This is a genomic window from Ruegeria sp. BI12 (genome assembly GCF_056537985.1).
The window spans coordinates 590,206-607,497 of record NZ_JBQFSL010000002.1; the positions used below are offsets into that span (position 1 = coordinate 590,206).

14 protein-coding genes are annotated in these 17,292 nt (G+C 56.1%); 11 read left to right on the top strand and 3 right to left on the bottom strand.

What is annotated here, in order from left to right; genetic code table 11:
- Window positions 1-148: 148 nt before the first annotated feature.
- Both ACR0AK_RS15925 and ACR0AK_RS15930 read right to left on the bottom strand, forming a co-directional pair.
- Window positions 149-1,306, bottom strand: a complete 1,158-nt coding sequence (locus ACR0AK_RS15925; protein ID WP_480794036.1) for an acyl-CoA dehydrogenase family protein — start codon at window positions 1,304-1,306, stop codon at window positions 149-151.
- Window positions 1,303-1,938 carry a TetR/AcrR family transcriptional regulator gene (locus ACR0AK_RS15930; protein WP_480794037.1) on the bottom strand — a complete coding sequence of 212 codons (636 nt, stop codon included), beginning with the start codon at window positions 1,936-1,938 and terminating at the stop codon, window positions 1,303-1,305. The genes ACR0AK_RS15925 and ACR0AK_RS15930 overlap by 4 nt, the downstream gene beginning before the upstream one ends.
- 113 nt (window positions 1,939-2,051) lie before the next feature.
- Between ACR0AK_RS15930 and ACR0AK_RS15935 the strand changes: the two genes are divergently transcribed.
- From ACR0AK_RS15935 to ACR0AK_RS15955, 5 genes are all read left to right on the top strand, one after another.
- Window positions 2,052-3,836, top strand: coding sequence for an acyclic terpene utilization AtuA family protein (locus ACR0AK_RS15935; protein WP_480794038.1), 1,785 nt, complete (start codon window positions 2,052-2,054; stop codon window positions 3,834-3,836).
- Window positions 3,836-5,455: an acyl-CoA carboxylase subunit beta gene (locus ACR0AK_RS15940; protein ID WP_480794039.1), complete on the top strand. Its 1,620-nt coding sequence runs from the start codon at window positions 3,836-3,838 to the stop codon at window positions 5,453-5,455. The genes ACR0AK_RS15935 and ACR0AK_RS15940 overlap by 1 nt, the downstream gene beginning before the upstream one ends.
- A 58-nt stretch (window positions 5,456-5,513) precedes the next feature.
- Window positions 5,514-7,487: an acetyl-CoA carboxylase biotin carboxylase subunit gene (locus tag ACR0AK_RS15945; protein WP_170559951.1), complete on the top strand. Its 1,974-nt coding sequence runs from the start codon at window positions 5,514-5,516 to the stop codon at window positions 7,485-7,487.
- Window positions 7,488-7,576: 89 nt separating this feature from the next.
- Window positions 7,577-8,362, top strand: coding sequence for a TIGR03084 family metal-binding protein (locus tag ACR0AK_RS15950; RefSeq protein WP_480794040.1), 786 nt, complete (start codon window positions 7,577-7,579; stop codon window positions 8,360-8,362).
- A 61-nt stretch (window positions 8,363-8,423) separates the two neighbouring features.
- Entirely contained in the window at window positions 8,424-9,497 is a 1,074-nt protein-coding gene (locus tag ACR0AK_RS15955; protein WP_480794041.1) for an AI-2E family transporter, read from the top strand.
- A 101-nt stretch (window positions 9,498-9,598) separates the two neighbouring features.
- Here the strand turns inward: ACR0AK_RS15955 and ACR0AK_RS15960 are convergent, their stop codons facing one another.
- Window positions 9,599-11,578 carry a bifunctional 2',3'-cyclic-nucleotide 2'-phosphodiesterase/3'-nucleotidase gene (locus ACR0AK_RS15960; protein ID WP_480794042.1) on the bottom strand — a complete coding sequence of 660 codons (1,980 nt, stop codon included), beginning with the start codon at window positions 11,576-11,578 and terminating at the stop codon, window positions 9,599-9,601.
- Window positions 11,579-11,908: 330 nt separating this feature from the next.
- Here ACR0AK_RS15960 and bioB point away from each other — a divergent pair, with 330 nt between their 5' ends.
- Genes bioB through ACR0AK_RS15990 form a run of 6 tightly spaced genes read left to right on the top strand, consistent with a single transcriptional unit; the run spans window position 11,909 to window position 17,291 of the window.
- Complete coding sequence (bioB, locus tag ACR0AK_RS15965; protein ID WP_480794043.1) at window positions 11,909-12,889, top strand: biotin synthase BioB; 981 nt, start codon at window positions 11,909-11,911, stop codon at window positions 12,887-12,889.
- Window positions 12,886-14,019 carry an 8-amino-7-oxononanoate synthase gene (locus ACR0AK_RS15970; protein WP_480794044.1) on the top strand — a complete coding sequence of 378 codons (1,134 nt, stop codon included), beginning with the start codon at window positions 12,886-12,888 and terminating at the stop codon, window positions 14,017-14,019. Before bioB ends, ACR0AK_RS15970 begins: the two co-directional genes overlap by 4 nt.
- The gene (gene bioD / locus ACR0AK_RS15975) at window positions 14,016-14,636 is read left to right on the top strand and encodes a dethiobiotin synthase (protein ID WP_480794045.1); all 621 of its coding nucleotides are present in this window, start codon (window positions 14,016-14,018) and stop codon (window positions 14,634-14,636) included. Before ACR0AK_RS15970 ends, bioD begins: the two co-directional genes overlap by 4 nt.
- A complete protein-coding gene (gene bioA, locus ACR0AK_RS15980; RefSeq protein WP_480794046.1) occupies window positions 14,633-15,919 on the top strand; it encodes an adenosylmethionine--8-amino-7-oxononanoate transaminase in 1,287 nt (428 codons plus the stop codon). Before bioD ends, bioA begins: the two co-directional genes overlap by 4 nt.
- Entirely contained in the window at window positions 15,916-16,536 is a 621-nt protein-coding gene (locus tag ACR0AK_RS15985) for a pimeloyl-ACP methyl esterase BioG family protein (RefSeq protein ID WP_480794047.1), read from the top strand. The genes bioA and ACR0AK_RS15985 overlap by 4 nt, the downstream gene beginning before the upstream one ends.
- Window positions 16,533-17,291, top strand: a complete 759-nt coding sequence (locus tag ACR0AK_RS15990; protein WP_480794048.1) for a methyltransferase — start codon at window positions 16,533-16,535, stop codon at window positions 17,289-17,291. The genes ACR0AK_RS15985 and ACR0AK_RS15990 overlap by 4 nt, the downstream gene beginning before the upstream one ends.
- Window position 17,292: the final 1 nt, after the last annotated feature.

The window sequence follows — 17,292 nt, forward strand, 5'->3', positions numbered from 1 at the left end:
AAGTCTGGTGTTATGTAGGTTGTCAAAATTGATTGTTCAATTCCGCATTGCTTTTAAAGAGTAGTTGCGGCGCAAGGAATTTGGCTGATGTGGCGCTGACGGCGACTTCTTCAGCTTCGCGATGCCCGTTTAGGCCTAAAAAAAGCAACTATTGCCCTGCTAACCCCATTTGGCGCACTGCCAAATCGCGCATTATCTCTTCGGATCCGCCACCAATCGCCATGATTTTAATCTCGCGCCAGATTCGTTCGACCGGATTGCCCAGCATATAGGCGGCACCACCAAAGATCTGCATGGCCTCGGATGCAACAAACTGCAGCGACGTGGTGGCCTGCACCTTGGCCTTGGCAAGTTCAGCCACGGGCATCAGGCCCTGCTCAATCGCCCAGCAGATGCGTTCGATATATGCCTCGTTCATTTCAATTCGAGCGGACATTTCCGCAAACTTGTGTCCAATAACCTGATGTTCGATCAGCCGTTTTCCGAATGTCTCACGTTCGCGAGCCCAGTCCAGTGCGCTGCCGAAACACAATTTCATCATGCCTAACGAAGCGGACGTCAGGCCAAGCCGTTCAAAGTTGAAATTGTCCATGATTGCTACGAAGCCCTTGTTCTCGGGCCCAAGAAGCGCGTTTGCATCCAACTCACAGCAATCAAAATGTAGTGTCGCCTGCTGTGAGCTGTGCCACCCCATCTTGCCACCTAATGGTGTACGGCTGAACCCGGGCGCATTATGAGGGACTAAGAACAACGAGATACCGGTCAAACCAGGTCCACCAGTACGGGCGCCGATCACAAACCATTCGGCATCCATCCCTCCGGTGATATAGGTCTTTTCCCCGTTCAGTATCCACTTACTGCCTTTGCGCTCGGCTCGGGTTTGAATATTGGCCACGTCAGAACCTGCGCCCGGTTCGGTGATCCCAAGCGCCGACATCATGCGTCCCGAGATAATCTCGGGCAGAACCTTCTCTTTGAATTCTTCCGAAGCAAATCTTGCAATTGGACTGATTGAAATCGTACGCCCGCCGACTGCGGCACCGATACCGGATGCACCACAGCCAAACAGGATTTCGCTGTAGTCATGGCGCATGAACGCGTTGTCAAAACCGAGACCACCATATTTCTCATCAATCCCAAAGCCGAAGACCCCAAACTCGGCGATTGCGGCATGCAGTTCCCAAGGGACGCCGCGATTTGCCTCCCATTGGTCAATGTGAGGTTTGATTTCAGTGTCGACGAAGCGACTAAAGTTCCGGCGAAAAGCGTCACGTTCCGGTGTCATGAAAGGGGATGGCAGTGTCATTCGACCTCCTCGACGTAATGTTCCGGCACGGGCTGAAGCTGGCTTTCCATCATGCGGGCAAAGCGATCCATCATCTGAGTCAGGTATTCCGGCGAGGACACAAATTTCTCATGTAACAGCAAGCCGCGCAGGAAGTTTCGAGTGATACTCCACAAAAGCGCGGTATCATCACGGTCGCCCGATATGCTGGCGTATCGGGCTGAGATCAGGCTCAGGTTCGATTTGTCCCAATCTCTCAGGCTTTGTTCGAGCAGTCCGAACAGTTCCACGTCGGTACGGCAAGCAACCAGAATTTCGACTATGGCGCGCCCGCCTGCGGAATTTACGATATTGGCCCAGGCAGACATGATCAGATCATAAACCGGCTGAGGTGCGCGATCCTGAGACCCCGGCGGGATTTGCGCTTTGCTCAGCAGTCGCAAGGCGGTCGCAGCGACCAGAGCCTGTTTCGTAGGGAAATGATGCGTAATTGCGCCACGCGAGATACCCGCTTTGGCCTGCACCTTGGCAAAGGTTGTCTCTGCATATCCCATCTGATCAAGGCACGTGACCGTGGCATTGCAGATTTTTGCCTGCATATCCCGGGATCTTTGATCCTGGACCGAGGGTTTCTTTTGAATCGTTTCCGTCATCTTCCGTGGCGTCGCTGTGGCAGATCATCGTTGACCAGCGTGATCGGCAAATCATAAAAACAGAACAGTCGGTCTGTAAACTGCAGATCGCGCCAAAACGGGAGAGACGTGGCGTGACACATTCTCTGCGGATCGGAGGAGCAAGCGGGTTTTGGGGGGATGCCCCTCATGCAACACAGCAATTGCTGCGTGCCCCACAGATTGACTTTCTGGTCTACGACTACCTCGCCGAAATCACCATGTCGATCATGGCTCGCGCGCGCTTGAAAGATCCCGAAAAGGGCTACGCGGTCGATTTCGTCTCAGAAGTTATGGCTCAAAACTTGAGCAAAATCGCCGAGCGTGGCGTAAAGGTGTTGTCAAATGCAGGCGGTGTTAACCCAAAAGCTTGCGCCGATGCGTTGCGGGGCAAATCTGCTGAATTGGGATTGAACTTGAAAATAGCAGTTGTCGAAGGCGACGATCTGCTGCCCCATGCGGCTGAGTTCGCTGATCGGACCGAGATGTTCTCCGGTGCGCCCATGCCACCGATTGAGAAAATCGCCTCGGTCAATGCATATATCGGTGCGGGGCCAATATTGGCGGCGCTACAGGCCGGCGCTGATATAGTCATCACAGGCCGTTGCGTCGACAGCGCACTAACGCTGGCCGCTTGTATGTTTCATTTCGGTTGGCGGCACGAAGACCATGACTTGTTGGCTGCCGGGTCGCTGGCGGGGCATCTTCTGGAATGCGGTCCCCAAGCGACCGGAGGCAATTTCACGGACTGGAAATTGGCAGGTGACATCGCCAAAATTGGCTATCCGATCGCCGAGATCAGCGGTGATGGCAAAATCGCCCTGACAAAGCCGGATGGTACGACCGGATGTGTGACCCCTGCGTCGGTCTGTGAACAGATGCTGTATGAGATCGGCGATCCACGAGCCTATGTCTTGCCGGACGCGGTTTGCGACTTTTCCGATGTCAGGATCGAACAATCAACGCCGGACCAAGTAACCGTCTCGGGCGCAAAGGGCCGCGCACCGACTGGGCAGCTAAAGGTGTCTGCCACTTGGGCAGATGGGTTTCGCGCGGGAATGACGTTTCTGATCAACGGGCGCGAGGCACGACAAAAATCGGATGCATTTGCCCAAGCGGGATTGGATCGCGCACGCGCTGTACTACACCGAATGGGTGCCCCCGATTATCGTGAGGTTTCGGTTGAGGCTTTCGGCGGACGGCCCGGCACCGGTGAATATGAAGAGATCTCACTTAAGGCGGCTGTGAAGCACGACGATCCCCGCGCCGTTGGCGTCTTCCTGCGTGAGATGACCGGTGCAGCACTGGCTGCGCCACCGGGATTGCATATTTTTACCGGGGGAGGGCGTCCAAAACCTTCGCCGGTAGTCGCTCTGTTTTCCTTTCTGGTGCCCGCGGACACTGTAAACCTTCGTGTGACGATGGACGGCGAGAGCGTCGCTTACACACCGCCAAAGACCTCCCCGCAAGAGCCAGTGCCTGTTGGGATCAAAGCGCCGGAACCGGCCAATGAAAGCGTAGAAAAGTGGGTCACACGCCCCTTAGAAGATCTTGCATGGGCAAGGTCTGGCGACAAAGGCGATATTGCGAACATTGGGGTAATTGCGCGTCATGCAGCATATCTCCCCTACATTTGGGCAGCGCTGACCGAAGCATCGCTGGCAGACGTATTCTCTGACTCCTTGTGTGGCAGGGTCGATCGTTTCTATCTGCCCGGTACGCATTCCATGAACATTTTGCTGAACAATGCGCTGGGTGGCGGCGGCATAGCTTCCTTGCGTAATGACGCACAAGGTAAAAGCTTTGCTCAGATATTGCTGGCCACACCGATCAGGATTCCGGCAGAGTTATTCGTACACCCCGAACAAGGAGGCGTCTGATGGGTTTTGTCAGCCAGATCGTCCGCGACTCTGAGGTCTTTGCGAAAAACCGGGCCGATATGCTGGCGCTGGTCGATGAGATGCGCGCACTTGAAGCACGTCCAATCGCCCTTTCAGAAAAACGGCGCGAACGGATGGAGGCCCGGGGTCAGATCACACCCCGTGACCGACTGGCCCAGTTGCTGGATCCTGGAATGCCTTTTTTACAGCTGCATGGTTTGGCAGGCTATTGCGTCGATGTCGATGATCCGGAACAATCTGTTCCGGGCGCGTCGCTCCTCGTCGGTATCGGCTTTGTCTCCGGTGTGCGTTGCATGATTATCGTCGATGATGCGGGGATAAAGGCTGGTGCAATGGTCGAAATGTCGGCCGCAGCATTCCTGAGCGCGCAGGACATGGCATGGAAACAGAACCTGCCATTCGTGCATCTTGTCGAAAGCGCTGGCGCAAACTTGATGGAATACAAGGTCGAGTTCTGGGCCAATGGCGGAAAACTGTTCCGCAACCTTGCCCGCCATTCGGCCGCTGGCCTGCCCAACATTGCAGTACTACACGGCCCGTCAACCGCCGGTGGGGCCTATATGCCCGGTCTTGCGGATTATGTGGTTGGCGTAAAGAATAATGGTATGGCTGCACTAGCTGGGGCCGCGCTGGTCCACGCAGCGACAGGTGAAAAAGCCAATGACCGCGATCTGGGCGGGTCCGAGATGCACGCCAGCACATCTGGGCTGGTCGACTACCTGGCCGAGGACGATGCGCACGGAATCGAAATCGCGCGGAACGTAATGGCTCGGTTAGATTGGAACAAATCTTTGCCCGTGCGTCGCAGCAAAGAGGTACAGCCGCCGAAATACGATGCGGATGAGATCGCGGGTCTTGTCCCAACCGATTACCGTGTTCCCTATGACGTCCGCGAAGTTGTTGCACGTATCGTGGATGGCTCGGACTTTGAGGATTTCAAACCCGGTTATGGTCCGGCGACGGTTTGTTTGCAGGCCGCGCTCAACGGTATCGCCCTGGGCATCCTAGGAAACAACGGACCACTTGATCCCGCCGGGGCAAACAAGGCCGCGCAGTTCATTCAGTTGTGCGGACAGGCTGATATCCCTTTGATCTTTTTGAACAATATAACGGGTTTTATGGTCGGTACGCAATATGAACAGGGCGGCATGATCAAACATGGCGCCAAGATGATTCAGGCCGTCACTTCGGTTAACGTGCCAAAGATCACGCTTTATATCGGGGCAAGTTTCGGTGCGGGCAATTATGGAATGTGCGGCTATGCCTATGACCCGGACTTCTTGTTTGCGTGGCCCAATGCAGCAACGGGTGTGATGGGTGGCGAGCAGGCAGCCGGAACGATGGAAATGGTCGCGCGGGCTGGGTTCAAACGGAAGGGGATTGATCCGGACGAAGCCAAGTTGTCCGCACAAAAAGCAGCAATTACGCAGCACTTCACCAAACAGGAGAATGCGTTCTACACCTCGGGTCGGTGCATAGATCACGGCGTAATTGACCCGCGCGACACACGGCGTGTGCTGGGCTTTTGCCTTGAAACCTGCCTTGAAGGTCGTGCGCGGACGGTCAAACCCAGTTCGTACGGGGTGCACAGGTTCTGACCATGCTGAACAATTCGCGAAGTTCCCATCCAAAACAAAGAACGGCAGGGGTTGAGGCATGACTTTTGATACGCTTCTGATTGCCAACCGCGGTGAAATCGCGGTGCGTATCCTGCGAACTGCCCGGTCGCTTGGACTGCGCACCGTGGCAGTTTACACAACCGCTGACGCACAATCCCCGCATGTCGACCTTGCCGATGAAGCGATTTGGATCGGGGAAGGACCGGTCGGAGACAGCTACCTGAAAGCTGAAAAGATCATTGAGGCCGCGCAGGAAACCGGGGCAGGGGCGATCCACCCGGGTTACGGGTTTTTGTCCGAAAACGCAGAGTTTGCGGCGGCAGTTGGCGCTGCGGGCCTAACTTTTATCGGACCCGAACCCGAGGCAATCCGGCTGATGGGCGACAAGGCCGTTGCCAAACGCCTGATGACAGATGCCGGTGTGCCCTGCGTGCCGGGGTATGAAGGCGATGAACAATCTGATACCGCTTTGACAGCAAAAGCCTGCAAAATTGGCTTCCCCATCATGGTTAAAGCCGCAGCAGGAGGGGGCGGGCGCGGGATGCGTCTCGTCCAGTCCGCTGAGGCACTTCCCGAGACGATTTCAATCGCAAGATCTGAGGCCGAGAGCGCTTTTGGATCCGGCGGGCTGATCCTTGAAAAAGCGATCAGCGATGCGCGCCATATCGAATTTCAGATTTTTGCCGATGGGCATGGGAACGTGATTCATCTGGGCGAAAGAGAGTGCTCGGTTCAGCGCCGCCACCAGAAAGTTATCGAAGAAGCCCCAAGCCCGGCCATGACGCCAGAATTGCGTGCCCAAATGGGGGCTGTGGCGATTGAGGCCGCCCGTGCTGTGGGCTATTGCGGCGCCGGAACCGTGGAATTCCTTCTGGAACCATCCGGCACGTTCTATTTCCTGGAAATGAACACCCGTCTGCAGGTTGAACATCCGGTTACCGAAATGGTCGCGGGCCTTGATCTTGTGGCGCTGCAGATCTCAGTCGCACAAGGTGACGCACTTTCAGTCTCCCAAGAAGACATCACCCTGGATGGCCACGCCATCGAAGTGCGCCTTTATGCCGAAGACCCCGCGAACGGGTTTCTTCCGGCAATCGGCCCAATTGATTTCTGGCAAGCTGCATCCGGCCACGGTGTGCGTGTGGATGCAGGTATCCAACAAGGGCAAGATGTATCTCCTTTCTATGACCCAATGCTCGCAAAGATCATTGCGCATGGCCCAACCCGCGAAACGGCACGCACGCGGCTGGTTATGGCTGTGAAAGAAACCATTTTGCTGGGAACGGTAACGAATGCACCGTTTTTGGACGATATTTTACAGCACAAATTCTTCATCTCCGGCGAAGCAACGACAACGTTTCTGGATCGGACTTATCCCGAAGGCCTTCCTGCGTACGAAGTAAATGCCCGAGACATCGCATTGGCGACAGCGCTGTTGTTGGATGCGGATCAGGCCCGTGCCAGGGCAACGGCGGGCTATGTCTCAGCCGACCAGCTTGGTTGGGCCAGTGCGGCGTTGCCGCCGTTTGCTACGACGTTTGCTTATAGAGACACGGAGATACAAACGCGCGCACTCGCCCGCCCGGGTGGGTGGACGATTTGGGTCTATGGCGACTCGTATGATGTCTCGTGCACCAAGTGTGACAACGGAAAGGTTCGCGCGCGCATAAATGCCCAGACCGTAGATGCCGCCACACACATAACGCACGACACAGCCCAGATCGCCATTGGCCCCGAACGTTTGATTTTTAGACGCCTGCGCCCGGGTGCGCTGGGTGCGGAACCCGTTGCTGGCGGCCGCGTTACCGCCCCCATGCCGGGCGCCTTGGTCGAGGTGTCCGCGAAACCGGGTCAGAACGTGTCCAAGGGAGATCGGTTGGCTGTTCTCGAAGCCATGAAAATGCAGCACCAGATCACCGCTGGCGTTGATGGGGTCGTCACCTCTGTCCATGTTGAGGTTGGCCAGCAGTTGAATGCGGGGGATGTATTGATCGAGATTGATGAAACGTAGATGGATTTGGATGTGAATCGGCTGTCGCCTCTCTCCAAAGGCATCCAGACCCATCGAAGACAGCCAAAACAAGATCGAAGGAAGACGCAGTGCAACAGGCAACCGATTTTCTGGAAGAAAGCGAGGCATTGTTTGCCATTCTGGCCGATGCTTCGGGCGACCAATGGTCCACCCAAACCCAATTCAAGGGATGGACGTTGAACGACGTTCTGGTGCACCTGCACTATTGGAACCAAATGGCCGATTTGTCGCTTCAGGACCCTGACGCGTTTACTGCACGGATTGGGGCACTTTTCACCCAAGCAAAGGCTGAAGGGCTACGTGCGGCGGAAAATAAAGCGATCTTGCTGCGTGGGAACGAGCTGCGCGAAGCGTGGCGGGCACTTTACACGGACATTGGCAAACGGTGGGCTGATCTCAACCCCAAACACCGGGTGAAATGGGCCGGCCCGGATATGTCGGTGCGCTCGTCAATGACCGCCCGTCAGATGGAAACATGGGCGCATGGACAAGAGGTTTTTGATATTCTTGGCATAGAGCGCGTCGAACGGGACCGGATAAAAAACATCGTCATTCTGGGTATTAACACGTTTGGTTGGGCCTATCAGGTCAACAGCAAACCCGTACCAGAGGCGATGCCACGATTGGAATTGACCGCACCGTCCGGAGCCTTGTGGGAGTTCGGTGAACAAGGGGTCAACCGGATAACAGGATCTGCGGTGGAGTTCGCGCAGGTATCAGCCCAAACACGCAACATTGCGGATACATCGCTGAAGGTAGAGGGGCCGGTTGCTGCGGAATGGATGTCGATCGCGCAGTGTTTTGCCGGCGGTCGCGAAACACCTCCTGCACCGGGCAGCCGTCACCGCGCTTAAGGTCCCCAATCTGCGTGAATAAAAGTTGAATATAAAACTTGAACCCGGCACAAAAGGAACCATGCGTCCGACCGAAAGCGAAGATATCCTGCAGTTTAACGTGACAAAACTTGCATCTGGCCTGATCGTCGCGTTCGTCATCGGTTGGCTACTTGTGCTGGGCAAAAGCATCTTTCTACCGGTCCTGTTGGGCATTATCGGGATTTACATTCTGGACTCGACCGCTTCGACAATCGGCCGTGTTCCAGGGTTGCGACACATTCCGCGCAGAGGCCGCCGTTTGCTTGCGCTGCTTGCCATCTTTCTGATGCTGGTTCTGATCGGAGTATTCCTTGAGGCAAACGCACAAGCAGTCGCACAGAACATCCCGCAGTATCAAACCAACCTGAAGGCGCTGCTTGACTCGGCAATGGCCATGCTGGGCGTTAAAAAACTGCCGGACTGGTCCACGATTGAACAGACGCTTGCTGGCAACTTCAATATCCTGGGATTTGTTCAGGGAACGCTGTCTACGGTCCAGGGTTTCGGCACGGTCTTGATGATGACGATCCTTTATATCGTGTTCATCCTTTCCGATCTGGATGACATGCCGGAAAAGGTTCGAAAGGCGCTGGGTGATGCTGAAACAGCAGACCGGTCGTTGAAAATCGTCGCTCAGATTAACCAGAAAATCGGCAGCTACCTGAGCGCCAAGACTCTGATCAACGTCATCCTGGCCGTGATCTCATATGTGATCATGCTGTTGCTTGGAATCGAGTTCGCGATGTTTTGGGCCATTTTGATTGGGCTCCTGAACTATATTCCGTATCTGGGTTCTATCGTGGGCGTCCTGTTTCCCGTCATGCTCAGCCTCGTGCAATTCGGCGGTATCTGGCACGCAGTTGTTGCGTTGGTCGCGCTTATGGCGGCGCAGCTGTTTGTCGGAAATTTCCTTGAGCCCCGATTGGTCGGAAACTCGGTGAACCTGAGCGGGTTCATGGTGCTGTTTTCCCTTACGATCTGGACTGCGATGTGGGGATTGGCAGGCACCATACTGGCAATACCGTTGACCGCCGTTGTGATGATCATCTTGTCGCAAATTCATTCCACGCGACCGCTGGCTATTTTGATGTCAGAAAGCGGCGAGCTTGACTGAATGCACAGCAACCCGGACTTCGGGGTTAAACAACCGTTCTTCTGTAGTGAGCGACCGCCGTCCTCTGGAAAAGACGGCGGCCTTGAGAAAACCTCTTTGGCTTATAGTTTGATGCGGAACGCGGCAAAGCCATCGGAGCCTTCGCCGGCATCTTCGATCGCCACCCCTTTGACATCGTCCATATAGTCGCGGGCCTTTGGTCCGGTTTCGAACAGAACCGTAGTATCCGCGAGTGGGGCGAAAGACCAATTGGCGTCGGCTTTTGGATCGATCGTACCCTGTTCGACAATGTAACGTACGATGACGTCGCGGTTGGTATCCGGCGCCTCGAAGACGATCGTGTCACCCATCGCACCCGGGAATGAGCCACCGCCCGAAGCGCGGTAATTGTTGGTGGCAATGATGAACTCCATATCGTCGGTAATCGGAGTGCCGTTGAAGGACAGGTTCACGATCCGCGCGGCGTCGGGGTTCAACTCTTCACCTTTTGGCCCAAAGCGCGAAGGCTGGGACAGGTCGATCTGATAGGTCACGCCGTCCATTACGTCAAAATTATAGGACGGGAATTCCGGGTTCAGCAGGATTGCGTCAGCTGAGCCGGGCTCGACCTGATTGAACATACCCGCCGAACGCTCCAACCAGCCCCGGACCTGCGCGCCGTTCACGCGAACCGCCCGCACAGTGTTTGGATAGAGGTACAGGTCAGCTACGTTTTTGATGGCTACATCGCCCACTGGGACGTCGGTATAGTATTCTGGTCCACCACGGCCACCGGCCTTGAACGGGGCAGCGGCCGATAGGATTGGCAGCCCCTCGTGTTCGGTGCCCTTCATCATCTCTTCGACATACCACTTTTGCGCGATCGACACGATTTGCACCGACGGGTCATCCGCGACGAGCGCAAAATAGCTATGCAAAGGCGCAGACGTCTTGCCAACGGCGCGGCGCACATATGCCAGTGTTTCGTCGTGATCTTTGGCAACCGAATTCAGAACGGTCTGGTCGTCGCCAACCAGCGCGGTGATCGAGCGGTCTTCGTTGCGCTTTGAGATCGGGCGCGCCTCGGACGTCGTTGTCACGACGCGCCATTCGTCCCCGCTGCGTTCCAGCAGTAGGTCAAGCAGGCCCAGATGCGAGCCCCAGAATCCGCCCATGACCGCAGGTTTACCCAACAGCGTGCCTTTTTCGACGTCGATGCCCGGACGATCCGCGAAGGTGGGCGAAGGGAAGACCAGGTGATTGTGGCCTGTGACCAGCGCGTCGATGCCATCGACGCCAGCCAGCGCGACTGAGGCGTTCTCCATCCCGTCGGCGTGGTCTGCCTCACCGATACCTGAATGCGACAGGGCGATGATAAGGTCGCAACCTTGCTCTTGCATTTCTGGTACATAGGCTTTCGCCGTATCGACGATGTCGCGGGCCTGAACGTTGCCTTCCAGATGCTTGCGATCCCAATTCATGATCTGAGGTGGGGTAAAGCCAATGACGCCGACCTTGATTGGGTGCTTGCTGCCGTCGCCCATTTCAATTTCGCGGTCCAGAATGGCGTAAGGCTTGACCAGGGTCTTATCATCGCGCGGCCCTGCACCTTGTTCCTTGGCGACGTTGGCCAACACGACAGGGAAATCAGCGCCAGCGAGCGACTTTTCCAGAAAATCCAAGCCGTAGTTGAATTCGTGATTGCCCAAGGTCGCAGCGTCATAGCCGACTGTATTGAAGGCGGTTATGATTGGGTGGGCGTCGCCTTCCTTCATGCCGCGTTCATAGGCGATGTAATCACCCATCGGGTTTCCCTGCAAAAAGTCACCATTGTCTACCAGCAACGAATTGGTCGCCTCGGACCGAATATCGTTGATGATCGATGCCGTGCGCGACAGGCCCACGGTATCGCGCGGTTTGTCCGCGTAGTAATCGTAAGGGAACACATGCACATGGATATCGGTTGTTTCCATGATCCGCAGATGCGCCTGATTGTCACCGGCAGCGGCCGAAAACGGGTGCAGAGTGATTGCCGCGGCGCTGGCGGTTGTTGTGGCAAGGAACTGGCGACGAGACATCAAAAAGTGGCTGGAGGAGGTCATTCGGATCCTTTCAATATGTTGGTCGACGCGCCTTGTGCATGACTTGCAATACAAACGTGTGACACTGGTATTCGACGCGTTTACAGCGGCGCGGCCCATGAGGGGTAATCAGGTACTGAATACCATTGTGGTCTGCTTGCCCAATCATAGCAATATGTGTCGATTTGAGACGGGGGCTTTTCTCGCCGGGCCTAGTGCGGACGTGCGTACCGCAGGAGGCATTCGCATAATTCCGCCCGAGTGACGCAATGGCCAGATTCTTGTTGTGATCGTGATCTTTATCTATAAAAGTATGCACAGCCATGAGAGTTTTCGAAAAGTATCTATAAAATGAAAAACACCTCCCCGCTGTGGTCCCGCGAAGCTGCGCAAGCGTTGTATGACCTTCCGTTGATGGATCTGCTGTTTCGCGCTCAGACAGTGCACCGCGAAAACTTTGATCCCAACAAGGTTCAGACATCCAAACTATTGTCGATCAAAACCGGTGGATGCGCCGAGGATTGTGCCTATTGCTCGCAATCGGCGCGGAACGGATCAAAGCTGTCGGCCTCCAAATTGATCGAGGTTCAGCGCGTTCTGACCGAAGCGCGCAAGGCGCGCGACGGTGGGGCAACCCGGTTCTGCATGGGCGCTGCGTGGCGCGAACCCAAAGACCGGGATATGGATGCCCTTGTTGCCATGGTCGAAGGCGTGCGCGAGATGGGGATGGAAACATGTATGACCCTTGGCATGCTGGACGACGATCAGGTGGTCCGTTTGCGCGACGCCGGGCTTGATTATTACAACCACAACATCGACACGTCCGAGCGGTACTATCCCGAAGTCATCACCACTCGCACCTTTGCAGACCGGATAGACACGGTGAACCGTGTGCAGGAAGCGGGTATCAAGGTCTGTTCCGGCGGTATCCTCGGAATGGGCGAAGAGGTTCAGGACCGGGTCGATATGCTTGTCACTTTGGCCAATATGAACCCGGCACCGGATTCAGTGCCGATCAACATGCTGATGCCGCAGGAAGACACACCATTGGCAGACGCGAAGCCCATCGACCCGATCGACTTTGTGCGGGTAATAGCCGTGGCGCGGATAATGATGCCGCAGTCTTATGTTCGCCTGTCCGCAGGGCGCAGCGACATGACTGATGAATTGCAGGCCATGTGCTTCTTCGCTGGCGCTAACTCAATGTTTGTTGGTGAAACGCTTTTGACGGCCGAAAACCCCGAAGAAGACACTGACGCCATTCTATTCAAGAAGCTGGGTCTACAGGCAGAAACGTCAGTTGAAAAATCTTGTCTGGACGCTGCTGAATGAAGGCATTGAGTCGTTTGAGCTCGATGCTTGAATTGCTGGGCACCCGGCATCGTCGCCGGGTGTTGGCACCTCGGTGCGGTCGGGACTTTGCTTCCAACGATTACCTTGGTTTGGCACAATCATCGCTCCTGCGGGATGCCGCCCAAAAGGCATTGGGGCGGGGTGTGCCATTGGGATCCGGGGGCTCTCGTCTGTTGCGGGGCAATCACCCTGAGCATGAGGCGCTGGAACATGAGGCTGCCGCGTTTTTCAACGCTGAGGCGGCTTTGTTCATGGGCGGGGGTTTTCAGGCAAATCAGGCAATTTTTTCGACCCTCCCAGCAGCCGAAGACTTGATCCTTTATGACGCTTTGGTTCATGCCAGTGCGCATGAAGGCATGCGTATGGGGCGTGCCCAAACACGTGCGTTTGCCCACAACGATGTGGCAGCGGCCCGCCTGACAATTGAGGAATGGTTGGCAGAGGGCGGAACGGGCCAAATCTGGATCGCCGTGGAAAGCATCTATTCCATGGAAGGCGACATTGCGCCTCTGAACGCGCTATCGGATCTCGCCCTTAGACATGGCGCCATATTGGTCGTGGACGAGGCCCACGCGACCGGAGTTTTTGGTCCGAACGGTAGAGGCTTGGCACATGGCCTGGAGGCTGATCTGCTGACTCTGCACACCTGCGGGAAAGGATTGGGGGTTTCGGGCGGGTTGATTTGCGGCCCGCGGGTGATCATCGAAACACTGATCAACCGCGCGAGGCCGTTTATCTTCGCGACAGCCCCGTCGCCCTTCAATGCGGCCCTGGTTCGGGCGGTGCTGCAGCATCTGCAAACGGATCGTTCGTTGATACTGAACGCCCAGTCCCGAACCCGCCACGCGCATACCATCGCACGTCAGTTCGGAATACCCAAAGAGGCGCTTAACAGTCACATTATCCCCATCATTCTGGGTGATGACGCCAAAACCATGGAAACGGCCGAAAAACTACAGGCCAAAGGTTTTGATGTCCGTGGTATCCGGCCGCCGACCGTGCCACGCGGCACATCGCGGTTGCGTGTTTCGATCACCGGTAACGTTGGCAAGGAGGACATAAACGACTTGTTCGAAACACTGGCGCAGCAACAGGCGGAGGCGGCATGAGCGCTGTAATCGTGGCAGGCACTGACACCGGTGTCGGAAAGACAGTTTTTGCGGCGGGGCTGACAGCCGCTCTTGGCGCGACCTATTGGAAGCCAGTGCAATCGGGGCTTGAGGATGCGACGGATACAGAAACAGTCATGGCGCTTTCGGGTGCCGAAGTCGTGCCCGAAGCCTATCGACTGAACATGCCGGCCTCGCCGCATTTGTCGGCCGAAGACATGGGTGTTGAGATTTTGCCTGATCGGCTGGCGCTGCCTCAGGTCAAGGGACCTTTGGTCGTGGAAGGGGCAGGCGGGGTCATGGTGCCGCTGAATCGCTCGACGTTCTTTCTTGATGTAATCTCAGAGTGGCAAGCACCCGTGGTTCTTGTGGCGCGCACCGCGTTGGGGACGATCAACCACACAAGCCTGTCTCTGATGGCCTTGCGGAACGCGGGATGTAACGTCGTCGGTGTCGCGTTTGTTGGCGATGCTGTGCCGGACGTTGAACAGACCATCGCTCAGATGTGTCAGATCACCCATTTGGGTCGGTTACCACATCTTGAAACCCTCTCACGGGAAACGCTGTCAGATGCCTTCGAAGCAATCGACATGGGAACAATTCGGAGGGCCCTGTGACCGGACTGGAATTTGACGCCCGCCATTTGTGGCATCCTTATACAAATGTTTTGAACCCCGGACCGATGCACTTGATCACCGAAGCGGAAGGGGTTTGGCTGACACGCGACGATGGCACCCGCATGATTGACGCTATGTCGTCCTGGTGGTGTGCGGTGCATGGTCATCGTCACCCGGCCATTATTGCTGCGATGCAGGAACAGCTAAACCAATTGCCACATGTCATGTTCGGCGGCCTGACGCATCAGCCCGCAATTGACCTGGGTCGGAAGCTGATCGAGCTGTTGCCGGGTGGGATCGACCGAGTTTTCTACAGCGATAGCGGATCGGTTGCGATTGAAGTCGCCTTGAAAATGGCGGTGCAGTATCAGATGGCACTGGGTCATACTGGTCGGAAGCAATTCGCGACCATTCGCGGCGGATACCACGGGGACACCTGGAAAGCGATGAGCGTTTGCGATCCTGTGAACGGGATGCACGGGTTGTTCAGTGGTGCTCTGTCAATCCAGCATTTCTTGCCACGTCCACCAATCTCGTTGGAACAGGAATGGACGGATGATCCAACCTTGAATGGGCTGGATGCGTTGCAAGAGTTGCTGGAGACCAAAGCCGAAAACATTGCAGCATTGATCCTTGAGCCGGTGGTGCAGGGTGCGGGTGGTATGTATTTCTATCACCCCAAGTGGCTACAACGAGCGCAAGAACTGTGCAAAGCGCATGATATTCTTGTGATTTTTGACGAAATAGCAACCGGGTTTGGCCGCACGGGCGAACTGTTTGCAATGGATCATGCCGAGGTGGTTCCCGACATCATCTGTTTGGGTAAAGCGTTGACAGGTGGCCATATCACGCTGGCTGCAACCGCCACGACAGAGAACGTTGCGCGCAGAATTGGTGAAAGCGAAGCCAGCGTCCTGATGCATGGCCCGACGTATATGGCCAACCCACTGGCCTGTTCAGCTGCAGTGGCGAGTCTGGAACAGCTATCGGTCAGAGATTGGCGCGCCGAGGTGCGCGCGATTGCCGACCAGATGAAGCAAGAGCTTGCCGCGGCACGTGAATTGCCCGGTGTGGTTGATGTCCGCGTGCTTGGAGCAATCGGTGTTATCGAAATGGAGCATTGGGTCGATCCGGCGGTTGCACATGCTTTAGCACCCGAGACCGGCGTGTGGTTGCGCCCATTCGCCCACAACATCTATTGTATGCCGCCCTATGTAATCTCTGCCGATGAATTGAGCCGCGTAACATCGGCGATGGTGTCGCTTGTCCGAGGCCTGTCATGAAACAAAGGTGGTTGTCGTGCTCAGGCACGGAAGAACTGATCCTGATTTTTGGAGGTTGGGCTCTGGGAGTTGCACCGTTCGCCGGGCTCGCGGCAGACGGCGATGTACTGTTTGTCGACGACTATCACGACCTTGGAAATCCTCTGTCTGACATCGCGCAATATGATCGAGTCAATTTGATAGCCTTTTCTTTTGGCGTCGCCTCCGCGGCTCATTGGTTGGCTCACACAGGTTTTAGTCCTGACCGGCTGATTGCGGTTAGCGGTACACTATTTCCGGCTGATCCCGCGCGCGGTATTGCGCCAGATATGATCCGCGCCACTGCGGATAACCTGACCGAAGCCAGTTTCGCAAAGTTCTGTCGCCGCGCCGGGGTGAACGGGCCGGTTCCCGAAATCGATCCTGAGGCCGCGCGGTCAGAGCTGCACGCCGTGATCGACCGCGGTAACGCACCCGAGGTCGCATTTGACCGGATTTGGATACCACAGCGGGACCGAATTATCCCAAGCTCTGCGCAACAGGCGGCGTGGGCGCACCAACAGTCCTCAGCGCGTGGCATAGACGCTCCTCACGTCCCGTTTCGCGACGGTCAAAGTTGGAGAGAGTGGATCGCATGAACGCCCACATTGCAGACCGCGTCCAGCGAAGTTTCAGCCGCAGTTTTCGCAGCTATCACGATGCAGCCGGCCAACAGGCCCAGATCGCCGATCGCCTTATCCGTGAAATGCGGGTCTGCGGCGCACCGCGTTGCTTCGCGACCGCATTGGAATTTGGATGTGGCACCGGCCACCTCACGAATCTGATGACAAGTGCATTCGACATTGGGCACCTGACGATCAATGACCTGTCACCCGAGGCAGCCGTCACCGCAATGGCGGCCAGCGCAGATTTCTTGTGCGGCGACGCCAACGTCATCGAATGGCCGCCTCAGCCTAATCTGATTACGTCGGCGTCCATGATCCAGTGGTTGTACGACCCCGCAACCTTTTTGCAGCGCGCGGCCGAGGCATTGACCCCGGGAGGGTGGCTGGCGGTTTCAGGATTTGGACCGGAACAGTACCGCGAACTGGTCAAGGTAGGGTCAACAGCCAGCGCGCCGGGCCTGCGTCGATCTGAAGAACTGGCGGCAGCGATTGAAGACCAGTTGGAAATCATCACCGGCGGCGAAACTCTTTCTGTCCTGCACTTTGATACGCCGCGAGACGTTCTCAAGCATCTTCGAAGAACTGGGGTCAACGGGCGCGCACAGAAAGTCTGGACAAAAACCAGTCTGGCCGACTTTACTGCGCGTTATACCCGGAATTTCAAAACCGAGTCTGGCGTCTCACTTACATATAACCCGACATGGATTGTGGCCCGAAAACGATATTGAA

Excerpts from the sequence above, each read along its gene's own strand:
- bioB (WP_480794043.1), top strand. The coding sequence starts at position 11,909 with ATGAAAAACACCTCCCCGCTGTGGTCCCGCGAAGCTGCGCAAGCGTTG.
- ACR0AK_RS15985 (WP_480794047.1), top strand. The coding sequence starts at position 15,916 with ATGAAACAAAGGTGGTTGTCGTGCTCAGGCACGGAAGAACTGATCCTG.
- ACR0AK_RS15930 (WP_480794037.1), bottom strand. The coding sequence starts at position 1,938 with ATGACGGAAACGATTCAAAAGAAACCCTCGGTCCAGGATCAAAGATCC.
- ACR0AK_RS15970 (WP_480794044.1), top strand. The coding sequence starts at position 12,886 with ATGAAGGCATTGAGTCGTTTGAGCTCGATGCTTGAATTGCTGGGCACC.
- ACR0AK_RS15940 (WP_480794039.1), top strand. The coding sequence starts at position 3,836 with ATGGGTTTTGTCAGCCAGATCGTCCGCGACTCTGAGGTCTTTGCGAAA.
- bioD (WP_480794045.1), top strand. The coding sequence starts at position 14,016 with ATGAGCGCTGTAATCGTGGCAGGCACTGACACCGGTGTCGGAAAGACA.
- ACR0AK_RS15955 (WP_480794041.1), top strand. The coding sequence starts at position 8,424 with ATGCGTCCGACCGAAAGCGAAGATATCCTGCAGTTTAACGTGACAAAA.
- ACR0AK_RS15960 (WP_480794042.1), bottom strand. The coding sequence starts at position 11,578 with ATGACCTCCTCCAGCCACTTTTTGATGTCTCGTCGCCAGTTCCTTGCC.
- ACR0AK_RS15990 (WP_480794048.1), top strand. The coding sequence starts at position 16,533 with ATGAACGCCCACATTGCAGACCGCGTCCAGCGAAGTTTCAGCCGCAGT.
- ACR0AK_RS15925 (WP_480794036.1), bottom strand. The coding sequence starts at position 1,306 with ATGACACTGCCATCCCCTTTCATGACACCGGAACGTGACGCTTTTCGC.
- ACR0AK_RS15945 (WP_170559951.1), top strand. The coding sequence starts at position 5,514 with ATGACTTTTGATACGCTTCTGATTGCCAACCGCGGTGAAATCGCGGTG.